Below are 14,354 nucleotides of genomic sequence, written 5' to 3'. Positions count from 1 at the left end.
ACCGTCGTCGTGGCCGTCGCCGCGTCCTGCCCGCTCACACCGTGCCTCCGTGGTGGATGCCGCCCTCGCCGGGCGCTGCCTGATGCGGAATGTGCAGCTCCGGCGAGGGCGAAGCCGCGGGCTCGGCGGCCGCCGCCTCGCGCCCGGCCACGACCTCGCGCACGGCGTCGATGACCCCCGCGTAGCCGGAGCAGCGGCAGAGGTTGCCGCAGAGCGCCTGGCGGGTCTCCAGCTCGCTGGGGGCGTGGTTGCCCTCCAGCAGGTCGTGGATGGTCATGGCCATGCCCGGTACGCAGAACCCGCACTGCACCGCACCCGACCTGCACAACGCCTGCTGCACGTCCGAGAGTTCCCCGTCCGTCGCGAGACCTTCGACGGTCCGGACCTCGCTCCCGGCGGCCGTCGCGGCCGGCACCAGGCAGGAGGCGACGAGCCGGCCGTCGACCTGCACGGCGCAGGCGCCGCATTCGCCCTGCGAGCAGCCGTCCTTGGCGCCGGCGAGGCCGAGGCGCTCGCGCAGCACGTAGAGGAGGGATTCGCCGATCCAGGCGCCGGTGACGGGCCGGTCGGCGCCGTTGACGCGCAGGACGTAGGAGGCCTGGGGGTGCTCGTGGTGGGCGACGGGCTCGGCGGCCGCCTCATCCTCGAATCGCCCATACGTCGGCCCCTCGGCCGGGAGTCCCTCGGCGGTGTCCTCGTCCGGGACCACCACGGCCGTGTCGGCGGTGTCCTCGATCGGCGCGGGCTCGGGCCGCGTTCCGTCGGGTACGGACGCTGCCGCGGGCGTGACCATGACCTCCGGTGCGGCCGTCGGCTCCGACCCGACCCCGGCGAAGCCGTGCCCGTCCGTGTCGGTCGGCTCCGGTGCCGACGCTGCCGCGGGCGTGTGCGGGGGCCCGGGTGTGAACAGCCCCTCGACCGCGGCCATCGACTCGGGCGCGAACACGGCCTCGGATTCGGGCGCGGCCTCGGCTGCGACCACGGACTCCGCGTCCGGGTCCGGCCCGGCCCCGAATTCCGACCCCGCCGCGGACTCCGGCCCGGCCGCGGACTCCGGCCCGGCCGCGGACTCCGGCCCGGCCGCGGACTCCGACCCGGCCGCGAACTCCGACCCGGCCGCGAACTCCGCACCGGCCGCGAACTCCGCCCCCGTCGCATGCTCCGCCCCGGCCGCGCCCCCCGGCCCCGCCGCGAACTCCGGCCCGGCCGTGAACTCCGTACCGGCCCCGAACTCCGTACCGAAGGCCGTGAAGCCGTGCCCGTCGGTCTCCGTGGCCGGCGCCGGCGGCGCGGGTCGGGAGCCCTCGAACGGGGTCTCCGCCGGACCGTGGGCGGCCTCGATGTCGTGCGGAGCCGGATGCACCGGCTCGCCCTCCGGCAGCGGGGTGCCCACCCCGGGGCCGCCCAGCACGCGCGGGCCGCGCCCCAGGGCGCCGACCCCGGGCCCGCCGAGCAGCCGCCCGGCACCCATGGCCGTGGCGGTCGCGGCGGCCGCTGAGGCCGCCGCGTCGTCCGTGCCCGGCAGGAGGCCCGCGTCCGGGTCCCCGGCGGGCTGCTGCGCCGCGTAGCCGCGCGCGCCCTCGAAGTCGGGGTGGTTCGCCCAGGGCGCCGGGGCCCCGCCCGGCAGCGTCGCCGGGGCCTGGCTCCAGTCGGCGGCCGGCGCGCCCTGCCGGAACTCACCCGTCTGCCCGGGCAGTTCGGACGCATGCGGCAAGTTCGGCATGTTCGACATGTCGGGCATGGCCCACTGGCCGGTCGCCCCGGCCTCCGGCTCCTGCGCGACGTCCGGGAACCGCCACTCCGCGGTCGCCCCCGGATCCGGCTCCGGCTCCGCCTCGGCGAACGCCGCGGCCACCGACGCCGGGATCGGGATCGACGCCGGGATCGGCCCGCCGACCGGGGCCGGCGCCGGAGCCGAACCGGCGGCGGGCGCACCGCCGCCCGCGGCCCCGGTGTCGGCCGGAACCGAAGCCCCCGCCTCCGGCCACTGCACCGGGAGCGTCCACGTGCCCGTGGCCGCCGGGTCCGTACTGGCCGAGCCGAGCGGCACGATCATCGGCGGCGGCACGTACCCGTGCCCGGGCGCCGCGAGCGGCTCGCCGGTGCCGAGCGCGTCCAGCATGTCCTGCGGCAGTTTGACGAAGGCCGTCGCGTCCGAGTCGTACTCGCCGCCCTGCGGGACCGGTTCCCAGCCCCAGCCCACCGCGCCGTTCCCCTGGCCCTGGCTCACGTTCTCGTTCTCGTTCCCGCTCATGAGGTCAGCGCCCTCCCCAGGGCCCTGCGTGCCAGCACGGCCACCGTCCGCCGCAGATGCAGTACACCGGGAGCCACCGGTTCCCCCTGGTCCGGGACACAGGCGGCCGCGACGTACTCGCCGAAGGCCTCCAACGCCTCGGGGGCCAGGCTCCGCTCGCCGTCCCAGTCGATCAACGAGGCCACCCACTGCTCGGCCTCCAGCGGCCGCAGCGGCATCGGGGCGACCGCGCCGATCGCGCAGCGCACGCCCCGGCGCGCGGGGTCCAGTACGAGCCCCACGGACGCCACCGCACGCCCCGGCCCCGTACGCCCCGTGGCCTTCAGGAACACCTGCGGCGCGTGCAGCAGCGGCACCCGTACGAAGCCGATCAACTCGCCGGGCCGCAGCATCTCCCGGCCGGCCAGCAGGTGCGACACCGGGATCTCGCGCGATCCGCCCGGGCCGACGATGACGAGCACGGCCTCCAGCGCGGCCAGCACGGGCAGGGCGTCACCGGTGGGCGCGGCGCTGGCGATGTTCCCGCCGAGCGTGCCGGCGTTGCGGATCTGCGGGGGCCCGGCGGCGCGCGCGGCGGCCGCTAGCGCGGGGATCAGGGCGGCGAAGTCCGGGCGGCCCATCCGCGCGTGGGTCAGGCCGGCGCCGAGCAGCGCGTGGCCGTCCTGGTACCGCCAGCCGCGGATCTCGTTGATGCGGCCGAGGCCCACCAGTGCGGCGGGCCGCAGCAGCCCGGCGTTGACGGCGGCCATGAGGTCGGTGCCGCCCGCCACGGGCACGGCTGCGGGCATGGCGGCGAGTGCCGCCACGGCCTCCTCGAGCGAGGCCGGCAGCGTCACGGACTGCGCCGCCTGCGGTGCGTGCGTGGTCAACCCAGCTGCCCCTTCCCGATGTCCCGGTCCCGGCGCTCACGCCTGTCCGCCGTACGGTACGTGCTCACCGCCGGGAGGTGGCAACTCTGGCACATCTTCGCGGACGTCCGGCGCGAGGGTCGACCGGGCGCCCCCTCCCCGAACCCCGCGCCACGCGTCCACCGGGCACCGCCCCGTCCGCGCCCGGGCACCGCCCGCTCTCCACCCCACTCCCCCGGCTGACCGTTTTTCCCCGTATCACCGGAAATCCAGCCAGAGTTCCGCTTCTCTTCGCCTCCGGTCCCGGCACCCGTCCTGTCACACGTTCGGGGGCGCACCCTCGATCGGCCGCCCCAGCACCCCCGGCCGCCGCTGCCACGGCAGCGGGCCGCCCGGCGGCCGGTAGCCGACGCCGAGCGCGTCCAGCCGCGCGTAGTGCGCCGCCGTCATCCGGCCCTCGAACCAGGCGAAATCACGCTCCTCCGGCTCCGGCAGCCGCGACCACACCACCTCCGCGAAGGCGGCCAGCCGCGGGAACACCTGGTAGTCGACCCGCCCCTGGTCCTCCATCACCTCGGTCCACACGTTGGCCTGCGCACCGAGCACACGGGCCGCCGCCTCCGCGGACAACTTCGGCGGTACCGGCTCAAAGCGGTACACATCCTCCAGCGAGCGCACGTACCCGATGGGCATCGGCTCCTCCGCCCCGCCCGCCTGACGGTGGTCCAGGTACACCTGCTGCTCGGGGCACATCACCACGTCGTGGCCGGCCTCGGCGGCGGCGATCCCGCCCGCGTAGCCGCGCCACGAGGAGACGGCCGCCCCCGGCGCGAGCCCGCCCTCCAGGATCTCGTCCCACCCGATCAGCCGCCGCCCGCGCTCGGCGAGCCAGGTGTCGAAGTGCCGGATGAACCAGGACTGCAGCCCGTCCTCCCCGTCCACCCCCAGCTCGCGGATCCGCTCCTGCGCGACCGCGGAGGCCCGCCACTGCTCCTTGGGGCACTCGTCCCCGCCCACGTGCACGAAGGGCGAGACCTCGGCGGGGAACAGCTCCAGCAGCTCCTCGAAGACGCCCTCGTAGAACCGGACCACGGCCTCGGTCGGCGCGAGCACGTTCTCGCTGATCCCCCAGTCGTCCCACACCTCCAGCGCCGAGGTGTCGACGACGTCCGTGTTCCCCAGCTCCGGGTACGCGGCGATCGCCGCCTGCGAATGCCCCGGTACGTCGATCTCCGGGACCACCCGGATGTGCCGCTCGGCGGCGTACGCGACGATCTCGCGGACGTCGTCCTGGGTGTAGAAGCCGCCGTGCGGGGTCTCGTTCCACAGCGGCGAGGCCCGGTGCCCCCACCTGCTGCGCGCCCGCCACGCGCCGACCCCGGTCAGCCGCGGGTAGCGCTTGATCTCGATCCGCCAGCCCTGGTCGTCGGTCAGGTGCAGATGCAGGACGTTGAGCTTGTGGGCGGCCAGGAGGTCGATGTAGCGCAGCACGCCGTCCTTGGGCATGAAGTGCCGGGCGACGTCGAGCATCAGCCCGCGCCACGCGAACCGGGGGCTGTCGGCGATCCGCGCGTGGCGCACGCTCCACACGCGTCCGGGCAGCGGCGCCTTGCGGTAGGCGTCGGGACCCAGCAGCTGACGCAGCGTCTGGAAACCCCGGAACAGCCCGGCCGCGCTCGCACCGGCCAGCTCGACGCCGGTCTCGTCGACGGTGATCCCGTACGACTCGGGCCCCAGCCGCTCCCCGTACTCCGGATCCAGGCGCAGCCGCACGTCCGCGGCCGCGCCGGACCCGGCGGGCGGCAGGCTCCAGCCGGTGGCCGCGCCCAGCTCCCGGCGCAGCAGCCGCGCCACGCCCTCCGTACCGGGCCCGGCCGCGAGGACCGGCTCGGGGCCGAACGCGTAGCGGCGCCCCTCCTCCTCGAAGACGGCGACTTGGGGTACGGGAATCAGGTCCATGCGTCAGCCCTTCGCAGCAGCCTGTTGCACCCTGCGCAACATTCATTCCGCAGAGTGCTCTTGACGCCGACCCTAGTACGCGAAAGGCCCCCGGGACGCGTCATTGCGCGCCCCGGGGGCCTCCGGTCCCGCCGGGAGGGGTCGGACTACTTGTCCTTGCCGCCCTTGTCCTTGTCCCCGCCGGGGCCCATGGACTCGTAGATCTCCTTGCACATGGGGCAGACCGGGTACTTCTTCGGGTCACGGCCCGGTACCCAGACCTTGCCGCAGAGCGCGACGACGGGGGTACCGTCGAGGGCGCTCGCCATGATCTTGTCCTTCTGGACGTAGTGGGCGAAGCGCTCGTGGTCGCCGTCACCGTGGGACACCTGCGGCGTCGGCTCTACGAGGGTCCCCGTGCCAGTCCCGCGCTCGGGCTCAAGAGTGCTCATGCGACCAGGGTACCGACCCCCGTGCGGGTCAGTTGAGCGACGGGTCGTCCGGATAGGTGGCGACCATCGCGAGTTCGCTGCGCTGGCGGCGCAGTACCGCCCGCCAGAGTCGTTCCGGGTCCGGGAAGGACACGTCGCCGGGCTCGGATTCCACGACGTACCAGGCGCCGTCGCCCAGCTCGCCCTCCAGCTGGCCCGGGCCCCAGCCCGAGTAGCCGGCGAAGATGCGCAGCGAGCCCAGGGCGGCGGCCAGCAGCTCCGGCGGGGCCTCCAGGTCGACCAGGCCGATCGCCCCGTGCACCCGGCGCCAGCCGAGGGGGCCATCCTCGCCCGGGATGACCGCGACCCCCAGGGCCGAGTCCAGGGCCACCGGCCCGCCTTGGAAGACCACGCCCGGATCACCGGCCAGGGGCGCCCAGGGCAGCAGGACGTCGCCGACGCCCACAGGCGTCGGCCGGTTGAGGACCACGCCGAGCGACCCCTGCTCGTCGTGGTCGAGCAGGAGCACCACCGCGCGGTCGAAATTCGGGTCCGCGAGGGCGGGGGTGGCCACGAGCAGCCGCCCCGTGAGGGAGGACACCTCGGTCATGCCGCCATGATCCCGCACATTCGCCCGTTACGGGGAGCGGGCGGGGAGATCGGATCGCACGCAGCTCAGGGCGCACGGCAGCAGGAAGGAGCGCGCACGCCCGGCGCGGGCGGAACGCGACACTCCGCCACCTGGCGGACACACAGGGTGCTGTGTCTCAATCATGACAGTCATACGGCCGCGTCAGCCTTACGAACAAGGGGGTGGTGGCCCTTACCCTTTTCCCTGGCCCCCCTGCCCATCTCTTCGGAACGCGAGATTCATGACCGTCACCGACGATGTCCTGCTTGTCCACGGCGGCACCCCGCTTGAGGGCGAGATCCGTGTCCGCGGCGCGAAGAACCTCGTGCCCAAGGCCATGGTCGCCGCTCTGCTCGGCAGCGAACCCAGCCGGCTGCGCAACGTTCCCGACATCCGTGACGTGCGCGTCGTCCGCGGCCTGCTCCAGCTGCACGGGGTCACGGTCCGCCCCGGCGACGAGCCGGGCGAGCTGGTGCTCGACCCGACCCACGTCGAAAGCGCGAACGTCGCCGACATCGACGCCCACGCGGGCTCGTCGCGCATCCCGATCCTGTTCTGCGGCCCCCTGCTGCACCGCCTCGGCCACGCCTTCATCCCGGGCCTGGGCGGCTGCGACATCGGCGGCCGGCCGATCGACTTCCACTTCGACGTGCTCCGCCAGTTCGGCGCGACCATCGAGAAGCGCGAGGGCGGCCAGTACCTGGAGGCCCCCCAGCGCCTGCGCGGCTGCAAGATCCGCCTGCCCTACCCGTCGGTCGGCTCGACCGAACAGGTGCTGCTGACGGCCGTCCTGGCCGAGGGCGTCACCGAGCTCAGCAACGCCGCCGTCGAGCCGGAGATCGAGGACCTCATCTGCGTACTGCAGAAGATGGGCGCGATCATCTCCATGGACACCGACCGGACCATCCGGATCACCGGTGTCGACCGCCTCGGCGGCTACAACCACAAGGCCCTGCCGGACCGCCTGGAGGCCGCCTCCTGGGCGTCCGCGGCGCTGGCGACCGGCGGCAACATCTACGTGCGCGGCGCGCAGCAGCGCTCGATGATGACGTTCCTGAACACCTTCCGCCGCGTCGGCGGGGCGTTCGAGATCGACGACGACGGCATCCGCTTCTGGCACCCGGGCGGCCCGCTCAACGCCATCGCCCTGGAGACGGACGTACACCCCGGTTTCCAGACCGACTGGCAGCAGCCGTTGGTGGTGGCCCTCACGCAGGCGACCGGCCTGTCGATCGTCCACGAGACGGTCTACGAGTCGCGGCTCGGCTTCACCTCGGCGCTCAACCAGATGGGTGCTCACATCCAGCTGTACCGCGAGTGCCTGGGCGGCAGCGCCTGCCGTTTCGGCCAGCGCAACTTCCTGCACTCGGCGGTCGTCTCCGGCCCCACCAAGCTCCAGGGCGCCGACCTGGTCATCCCCGACCTGCGCGGCGGGTTCTCGTACCTGATCGCGGCGCTGGCGGCCGAGGGCACCTCGCGGGTCCACGGCATCGACCTGATCAACCGCGGCTACGAGAACTTCATGGAGAAGCTCGTGGAGCTCGGCGCGAAGGTCGAACTCCCGGGCGGCGACCTCGTCTGAGCCGGTGGCCCGCGGCGCGGAACTCCCGGACGCCGCGGGCCTATCCGTACGAAGCCCCCCGGGCCCCACAAGGGCCCGGGGGGCTTCCGGCGTCCCCGGGCCCCCGCCCCGCGCCCCGTAGGGCCCCAGAGGGGCGCGGGGCGGCCCGGAGCAGGCCGAAGGGCGGCCTCCCCGTGTGGGGAGACCGCCCTTCGCCAGTACTACGTACTACTGCCGTTCCAAAGGCCTGTGCGGCCTTCGGCGCCGGGGCAGGACTACTTGCCCTTGGCGGCTTCCTTGAGCTTGGAGCCCGCGGAGACCTTCACGCTGTAGCCGGCCGGGATCTGGATGGGGTCGCCGGTCTGCGGGTTGCGCGCGGTGCGAGCGGCACGGTGGGTGCGCTCGAAGGTCAGGAAGCCGGGGATGGTGACCTTCTCGTCGCCCTTGGCGACAATCTCGCCGACGGTCTCGGCGAGCGCGGCCAGAACGGCGTCGGCGTCCTTGCGGGTCACCTCGGCGCGCTCGGACAGAGCGGCCACCAGCTCACTGCGGTTCATGTTGTACTCCCGTGTTCAACTTGCCTTAGAGGCGTGAGATCGAAGCCGATGCTGCCAGGGCCCTCGGACAGTCCCCGGACCCGGGTCTGAACGTCAGACCCTCTCGCCCGGTTACGCATCCTGCCCCCACCAGCGGCGGGAAAGCCAATCCGGCACCCGCCGGGGTCACACGAAAAGCGCCACAGTCACGCCGCGGTGACGCTCCGTCCACGCCCTCGCTCACACGCCCCTGTGGACCGCAGACCTCGCGGGCATCCCCGCAACCCTAGAGGCGGCCCGGCGGGCCCGCATCTCGCGACGCGCCGGTATCAGGCGGCCGTGAGCGCGGTCACAGCCGACGTCACCCGGCCGAGGCGGCCTTGCGGACGGCGCCCGCGACCGCGCCCGCGACCTTGTCGTTGAACACCGACGGGATGATGTAGTTCGCGTTCAGCTCGTCCTCGCCGACGACGTCGGCGAGGGCGCTCGCGGCGGCCAGCATCATGTCGGTGTTCACCGTGCGGGACTGGGCGTCCAGCAGGCCGCGGAAGACGCCCGGGAAGACCAGCACGTTGTTGATCTGGTTCGGGAAGTCGGAGCGGCCGGTGGCCACGACGGCGGCGGTCTGGCGGGCGACGGCCGGGTCCACCTCGGGGTCCGGGTTCGCGAGCGCGAACACGATCGCGCCTTCCGCCATGGCGGCGACGTCCTCGCCGGAGAGCACGTTGGGGGCCGAGACGCCGATGAAGACGTCGGCGCCGACCACGGCCTCCTTCAGAGTGCCCGTATAGCCCTCGGGGTTGGTGTTGTCGGCGATCCAGCGCAGCGGCGAGTCCTCGTGCGCGTCGACGAGGTCGGGGCGGTCCGCGTGCACGACACCGTGGATGTCGGCGCTGACGGCGTTCTTGACGCCCGCCGCGAGCAGCAGCTTGAGGATGGCCGTACCGGCCGCGCCGGCGCCCGACATGACGACCTTCACATCGCCAACCGCCTTGCCCACCACGCGAAGTGCGTTGGTGAGGGCGGCGAGTACGACGATCGCGGTGCCGTGCTGGTCGTCGTGGAAGACGGGGATGTCGAGGGCCTCGCGCAGCCGGGCCTCGATCTCGAAGCAGCGCGGCGCGGAGATGTCCTCCAGGTTGATGCCGGCGAAGCCCGGGGCGATGGCCTTGACGATGGCGACGATCTCGTCGCTGTCCTGGGTGTCGAGGCAGATCGGCCAGGCGTCGATGCCGGCGAACCGCTTGAAGAGGGCCGCCTTGCCCTCCATCACGGGCAGCGCGGCCATCGGGCCGATGTTGCCCAGGCCCAGCACGGCGGAGCCGTCCGTCACAACTGCGACGGAGTTGCGCTTGATGGTGAGGCGGCGGGCGTCCTCGGGGTTCTCGGCGATCGCGGTGCACACGCGGGCCACACCCGGGGTGTAGATCATCGAGAGGTCGTCACGGTTGCGGATGGGGTGCTTGGACGACATCTCGATCTTGCCGCCGAGGTGCATCAGGAAGGTTCGGTCGGAGACCTTGCCGAGGCTGACGCCCTCGATCCCGCGCAGCTTCTCGACGATCTCGTCCGCGTGTGCGGTGGAGGTCGCGGCGATGGTGACGTCGATCCGGAGCTTCTCGTGGCCGGAGGCGGTCACGTCGAGGCCGGTGACCGAACCACCGGAGGACTCCACGGCGGTGGTGAGCTGGGAGACCGCGGTTCCGCTCGCGGGCACTTCCAGGCGGACCGTCATCGAATACGAGACGCTGGGCGCCGTTGCCATGGCCGTGTTCCTCTTCTGTCCCTGGTTTTCGCTTGTACGCACAGGGCCCGGCACACGGCAGGTGTGGCAGGACCTGTTGTCCGATCGTCCCACCTACCAGCCGGTACAAGGTAACCAGCTACAAATTTCGGAAGAACTCTTCCACCATACGAGATATGAGGGGGGTTCGGAATGGGGGGTCCGTACAAAACAGGTCCGCGCCCCCCACTGGTGGAGGGCGCGGACCTGGTTATTCGTCTATGACACCGACCCGCCATGCTCGCCTCGCGGCAAGTGGTCGCTCTAAGCGACGAAGGTTGGGCCCGGGGGCTTGGATCGAGTCGGTGCCGTACCCAGGCTAACAAAGGATCGCCCGATGTCATCCCCGTGCCGAGCTCGACTTCGGGGACCACGCATCCGGCTGCGGCCCAATCGGCCGTACCGGCCCCCCCGGCCGCCGGGGACTCCCTAGCCCCGGTCCTGGCCGCTCCGCAGGAGCTCCGGCACTCCGTCCGCGTCGGGCTCGTCCCGGTCCGCCGAGACCACCGTCAGCTGCTGCGTCGCGCGCGTCAGCGCCACGTACAGCACCCGCAGACCCGCCGGGGACTCGTCCGCGATCTCCGCCGGGGAGACGACCACCGTGGCGTCGTACTCCAGGCCCTTGGCCTCCAGGCTGCCCAGCGCCACCGCCCGCTCGCCGAGGTCCGCGAGCCAGCCCGCCGCCTCCGCGCGGCGGTCCATGGCCACGACCACGCCCACCGTGCCGTCCACCTGCTCCAGCAGCCTGCGCGTCTCCTCCCGTACGGCTGCGCCCAGATCGCCCCGCGCGGCCGTGAAACGGGGTTCCAGGCCGGTGGAGCGCACCGCCGACGGCGGCTCCATGCCGGGCATCGCCAGGCGCAGCACCCGGGAGGCGACCTCGGCGACCTCGGCCGGGTTGCGGTAGTTCACGGTCAGCGTGAACCGCCGGCGCGGGCGGGACCCCAGGGCCTCGTCGCGGGCCGCGGCCGCCTCGTCCGGGTCGGTCCAGGAGGACTGCGCCGGGTCGCCGACCACCGTCCAGGTGCCCATCCGGCCCCGGCGGCCCACCATCCGCCACTGCATCGGCGTCAGGTCCTGGGCCTCGTCGACGATGACGTGCGCGTACTCGGTGCGCTCCGCCGCGATCCGCTCGGCCCGCTCCCACTGGGTCTCCTCGCGGGTCGGCATCAGCTCCTCCAGCCCGCTGAGCTGGTCGAGCACGTCCATCTCCCGCTTGCGCTTCGGCCGCGCGGGGGCGCCGAGCAGCTGCTGGAGCTCGTCGAGCAGGGCCACGTCGTGCACCGACAGGGGGCCCTTGCCGTCCGGGCCCACCCGGCGCAGGGAGCGCGCCAGCTGGCGGGTCTCGCGCGGGTTCAGCTCCCGGCGCGACCAGCGGCCGAGCCTGCGCTCGTCGGCCATCGAGGCCAGCACCCCGCGCGGGGTCAGCTCGGGCCACCACGCGTTCAGGAAGTCGATGAACACGTCCTCGGTGGAGATGTCCTCGTCGAAGGCCGAGCGCAGCTCGGCGGCCAGCTCCGGGTCGCTGTGCCGGCTCGCGCCGCCGGTCTTCGCGTAGAGGGCGTCGAGCAACAGCTTGCGGGCGCGCGGGCGCAGCAGGTTGACCGGGGCGGTGCCGCCGAGCACGTTCTGCCGGATCCGGTTCAGCTCGTCGGCCTCGAGCTCCTGGCGGCGCCCGAAGGCGACGACCCGGAGCCTCTCGGGGGCGTTGCCCAGCTCCAGGGCGCCCCGTACGGCCTTGCGCAGCACCTTGAGCATCCGGGAGGAGCCCTTGATCCGGGCCACGGCCGGATCGTCGTACGTGGTCGCCTCCGCGCCGTCGACCAGCGAGCCGAGTGCCCGGATGGCGACCTGGCCCTCCTCGCCGAGGGAGGGCAGCACGCCCTCGGTGTAGGCGACGAGCAGCGGGGTCGGGGAGACGATCAGGATGCCGCCGGAGTAGCGGCGCCGGTCCTGGTAGAGCAGGTAGGCGGCGCGGTGCAGCGCGACGGCGGTCTTCCCCGTGCCGGGGCCGCCGGCGACCTCGGCGACGGAGGCGGCGGGGGCCCGGATGACCAGGTCCTGCTCGGCCTGGATGGAGGAGACGATGTCCCGCATGGTGTGGGTGCGGGCCCGGCCGAGGGCCGCCATGAGCGCGCCGTCGCCGATGGCGGGCAGTTCGAGGCCGTCGAGGAAGGCCGTGACCTCCGGCCTCATCAGGTCGTCCTCGACGCCGAGCACCTTGCGGCCCTTGGAGCGGATGACGCGGCGGCGTACGACGCGGCCGGGGTCCTTGGGCGTGGAGCGGTAGAAGGGCGCGGCGGCGGGCGCGCGCCAGTCGATGACCAGCGGGGAGTAGTCGGCGTCGAGGACGCCGATGCGGCCGATGTGCAGGGTCTCGGCGATGTCCGCCGTGAGGTCGGGGCGGATCGCGTGGTCGGCGGGCTCGACGGAGGTGTAGGCGCCGTCCGGCCCGCGCTCCCCGTCCTTGCCCAGCACCAGGTCGATGCGGCCGAAGAGGAAGTCCTCGAACTCGTTGTTCAGCCGGTTCAGGTGGATGCCGGCCCGGAAGACCTGCGCGTCGCGCTCGGCGAGGGCGCCGGGCGTCCCCACCTGGCCGCGCTTGGCCGCGTCGTTCATCAGGAACTCGGCCTCGTGGATCTTCTCCTCGAGGCGTCGGTACACCTGGTCGAGATGCGTCTGCTCGACCGCGATCTCCCGATCTCGGACGGAATCCGCCGTGCTGTCGACAGCGGCATTCTGCGCGGCCACCAAGGCCCCTTTCTGACGTGCATGGGCGACCGTCAACCGTACGCGAACCGAGCCCCTGTCCGCACGCCGGTTCCGCGGATACGCGCCGTGCCCCCGCAGCGCGGGCGGGCTTCTCCCCCCTCGGGCCCCCGGGGGCGCGAGGGGGCAGAAGCCCGCCCGCGCCGCGACGACGCATACCCGCCCGCGCCGTGACGACGCGTACCCGCCACCGACCTACGCCCCCACCGCCGTGCGGGTGCGGCGGCGGTGCCGGGCGACGCGCTCGCGGTTGCCGCACAGCTCGCTGGAGCACCAGCGGCGCCGGTGCCCCCGGGAAGTGTCCAGGTAGACGCGGGTGCAGCCGTCGCCCTCGCAGGCGCGCAGCAGGGCCCGCTCGCCGGGGTCGGTCAGCAGCTCCACGGCGTCCCGGGCGACGGCCGCGAGCAGTGCGCCGCACTCCACGCCGCCGCACAGCTCCCGTACGAGGTGGCCTTCCTGGTCCCGTACGGCACACAGGCCCGGGGGTGGCCCGGCGGCCAGTGCGTTGACCCGGGCGAGGGCCGGTTCGTCCGTCTCGGTGCCGTGCAGCTCCGCCCGTACGAGGACCTCCACATCGGCGCGCAGGGCCCGGAAGGCCTCGGCCCAGTCCGGGCCGACCCTTGCCAGCGGCGTCCGATCGGGCACCAGCCCGGCCCCGGCGAGCCACAGCCGCAGCTCGTCGCCGTCCCGGATCCCCTCGTGGGGGGCGAATGTGGCCACCAGGTCCAGGCAGACCCGCCCGGAGTCGAACCGCATGCCCGTCACCGCCTCGCGTCGTGGGGCGCCTCCCCAGAGTGCCGCGCGCCGCTTCGCAGCGGAACCCCCCGAACCGGTTCCCTCCGGGGGTCCACGGTTGCCGCTCCGCTGCGCGGGGCGGCCGGACGTGCCGGGTGCGGCGCCGTCGCCGGGGGCCCGCCGGGCTCCGCCCGGCCGAAGATGCGGGGCTCCGCCCCGCACCCCGCTCCTCAAACGCCGGAGGGGCTGGATGTGGCTGCTGCCGTCCGCACGACGCGGGCTGGATTGCCCGCGATCGAGGCGCCCGCCAGGGCCGCTAGTGACCCGGCGGGTCGTCGTGCAGCAAGCGCTGGAAGAGGCGGTGGTCGCGCCAGGCCCCATCGACGTGCAGGTAGCGGGGGGCGAGGCCGTACTCCTCGAAGCCCGCCTTCCGCAGGACCCGCTGCGAGGCGAGGTTCCCGACCAGGGTCCCCGCCTCCACCCGGTGGAGGCCCACCTCGTCGCGGGCGACCCGGCAGACCTCCTCCACGGCGGCCGTGGCCAGCCCCTTCCCGTGCCAGGCCGTATCGACCCAGTAGCCCACCCCGCCACTGCACAGCGGCCCGAGCGCGATCGAGCCGAGGTTGATCGCGCCGATGACCGCTCCGGTCGCCTTCTCGACGAACACGTACGGGACCAGCCGCCCCCCGTCCCGCTCCGCGAGCAGTTCCTCGATGCGGGCCAGCTGCCCCCGCTCCGTGTAGTAGGAATCCGGCCGCACCGGCTCCGTGGGGGCCATGTACTCCCGGTTGCGCGCGAACGCCTCGGCCAGCCCGGCGGCGTCGTCGAGTGCGACGCCCCTCATCTCCACCCCGTCAATGATCATCCC

Annotated in this window: 11 protein-coding genes; 1 reads left to right on the top strand and 10 read right to left on the bottom strand. The window is 73.6% G+C overall.

The annotated features are described in order from the left end of the window. Positions 1-34 precede the first annotated feature (34 nt). From ACGFYU_RS25125 to ACGFYU_RS25105, 5 genes are all read right to left on the bottom strand, one after another. Positions 35-2,254: a 2Fe-2S iron-sulfur cluster-binding protein gene (locus ACGFYU_RS25125; RefSeq protein ID WP_393829571.1), complete on the bottom strand. Its 2,220-nt coding sequence runs from the start codon at positions 2,252-2,254 to the stop codon at positions 35-37. After that, positions 2,251-3,123, bottom strand: a complete 873-nt coding sequence (locus tag ACGFYU_RS25120) for an FAD binding domain-containing protein (protein WP_393829570.1) — start codon at positions 3,121-3,123, stop codon at positions 2,251-2,253. Before ACGFYU_RS25120 ends, ACGFYU_RS25125 begins: the two co-directional genes overlap by 4 nt. Positions 3,124-3,420: 297 nt before the next feature. Next, complete coding sequence (locus ACGFYU_RS25115) at positions 3,421-5,061, bottom strand: beta-N-acetylhexosaminidase (RefSeq protein ID WP_393829569.1); 1,641 nt, start codon at positions 5,059-5,061, stop codon at positions 3,421-3,423. 146 nt (positions 5,062-5,207) lie between these two features. Then, the gene (locus tag ACGFYU_RS25110; RefSeq protein ID WP_030010729.1) at positions 5,208-5,492 is read right to left on the bottom strand and encodes a DUF3039 domain-containing protein; all 285 of its coding nucleotides are present in this window, start codon (positions 5,490-5,492) and stop codon (positions 5,208-5,210) included. A gap of 28 nt (positions 5,493-5,520) precedes the next feature. Continuing rightward, complete coding sequence (locus ACGFYU_RS25105) at positions 5,521-6,081, bottom strand: YqgE/AlgH family protein (RefSeq protein ID WP_393829568.1); 561 nt, start codon at positions 6,079-6,081, stop codon at positions 5,521-5,523. A gap of 262 nt (positions 6,082-6,343) precedes the next feature. On the opposite strand from ACGFYU_RS25105, the gene murA reads away from it, so the two are divergent. Then, a complete protein-coding gene (murA, locus tag ACGFYU_RS25100) occupies positions 6,344-7,684 on the top strand; it encodes a UDP-N-acetylglucosamine 1-carboxyvinyltransferase (RefSeq protein WP_382690994.1) in 1,341 nt (446 codons plus the stop codon). Between the two features lie 254 nt (positions 7,685-7,938). Here murA and ACGFYU_RS25095 read toward each other — a convergent pair whose 3' ends face one another. The 5 genes from ACGFYU_RS25095 to ACGFYU_RS25075 all read right to left on the bottom strand — a co-directional run bounded on the left by ACGFYU_RS25095 (position 7,939) and on the right by ACGFYU_RS25075 (position 14,351). Next, positions 7,939-8,220 (bottom strand): HU family DNA-binding protein, encoded by a 282-nt coding sequence (locus ACGFYU_RS25095; protein WP_007264399.1) that lies wholly within the window; start codon positions 8,218-8,220, stop codon positions 7,939-7,941. Between the two features lie 340 nt (positions 8,221-8,560). Beyond that, a complete protein-coding gene (locus ACGFYU_RS25090; RefSeq protein ID WP_393829567.1) occupies positions 8,561-9,964 on the bottom strand; it encodes an NAD-dependent malic enzyme in 1,404 nt (467 codons plus the stop codon). A gap of 447 nt (positions 9,965-10,411) precedes the next feature. Continuing rightward, positions 10,412-12,733 (bottom strand): HelD family protein, encoded by a 2,322-nt coding sequence (locus tag ACGFYU_RS25085; RefSeq protein WP_393829566.1) that lies wholly within the window; start codon positions 12,731-12,733, stop codon positions 10,412-10,414. A 213-nt stretch (positions 12,734-12,946) separates the two neighbouring features. Then, positions 12,947-13,507, bottom strand: coding sequence for a CGNR zinc finger domain-containing protein (locus tag ACGFYU_RS25080; protein ID WP_393829565.1), 561 nt, complete (start codon positions 13,505-13,507; stop codon positions 12,947-12,949). Positions 13,508-13,802: 295 nt separating this feature from the next. Further along, positions 13,803-14,351 carry a GNAT family N-acetyltransferase gene (locus tag ACGFYU_RS25075; RefSeq protein ID WP_393829564.1) on the bottom strand — a complete coding sequence of 183 codons (549 nt, stop codon included), beginning with the start codon at positions 14,349-14,351 and terminating at the stop codon, positions 13,803-13,805. Between the last annotated feature and the right edge of the window lie 3 nt (positions 14,352-14,354).

Origin of the sequence: Streptomyces sp. NPDC048337 (assembly GCF_043201175.1) — a bacterium.
In the GTDB taxonomy this organism is placed as follows: domain Bacteria; phylum Actinomycetota; class Actinomycetes; order Streptomycetales; family Streptomycetaceae; genus Streptomyces.
The sequence above is the reverse complement of the archived record's forward strand: the minus strand, read 5'-3'. Positions and strand labels throughout refer to the sequence as shown.

What these genes read in the sequence shown, in the direction of transcription:
- ACGFYU_RS25125 (WP_393829571.1), bottom strand. Translation starts at nt 2,254, where the DNA reads ATGAGCGGGAACGAGAACGAGAACGTGAGCCAGGGCCAGGGGAACGGC.
- ACGFYU_RS25115 (WP_393829569.1), bottom strand. Translation starts at nt 5,061, where the DNA reads ATGGACCTGATTCCCGTACCCCAAGTCGCCGTCTTCGAGGAGGAGGGG.
- ACGFYU_RS25110 (WP_030010729.1), bottom strand. Translation starts at nt 5,492, where the DNA reads ATGAGCACTCTTGAGCCCGAGCGCGGGACTGGCACGGGGACCCTCGTA.
- ACGFYU_RS25105 (WP_393829568.1), bottom strand. Translation starts at nt 6,081, where the DNA reads ATGACCGAGGTGTCCTCCCTCACGGGGCGGCTGCTCGTGGCCACCCCC.
- murA (WP_382690994.1), top strand. Translation starts at nt 6,344, where the DNA reads ATGACCGTCACCGACGATGTCCTGCTTGTCCACGGCGGCACCCCGCTT.
- ACGFYU_RS25095 (WP_007264399.1), bottom strand. Translation starts at nt 8,220, where the DNA reads ATGAACCGCAGTGAGCTGGTGGCCGCTCTGTCCGAGCGCGCCGAGGTG.
- ACGFYU_RS25090 (WP_393829567.1), bottom strand. Translation starts at nt 9,964, where the DNA reads ATGGCAACGGCGCCCAGCGTCTCGTATTCGATGACGGTCCGCCTGGAA.
- ACGFYU_RS25080 (WP_393829565.1), bottom strand. Translation starts at nt 13,507, where the DNA reads ATGCGGTTCGACTCCGGGCGGGTCTGCCTGGACCTGGTGGCCACATTC.
- ACGFYU_RS25075 (WP_393829564.1), bottom strand. Translation starts at nt 14,351, where the DNA reads ATGATCATTGACGGGGTGGAGATGAGGGGCGTCGCACTCGACGACGCC.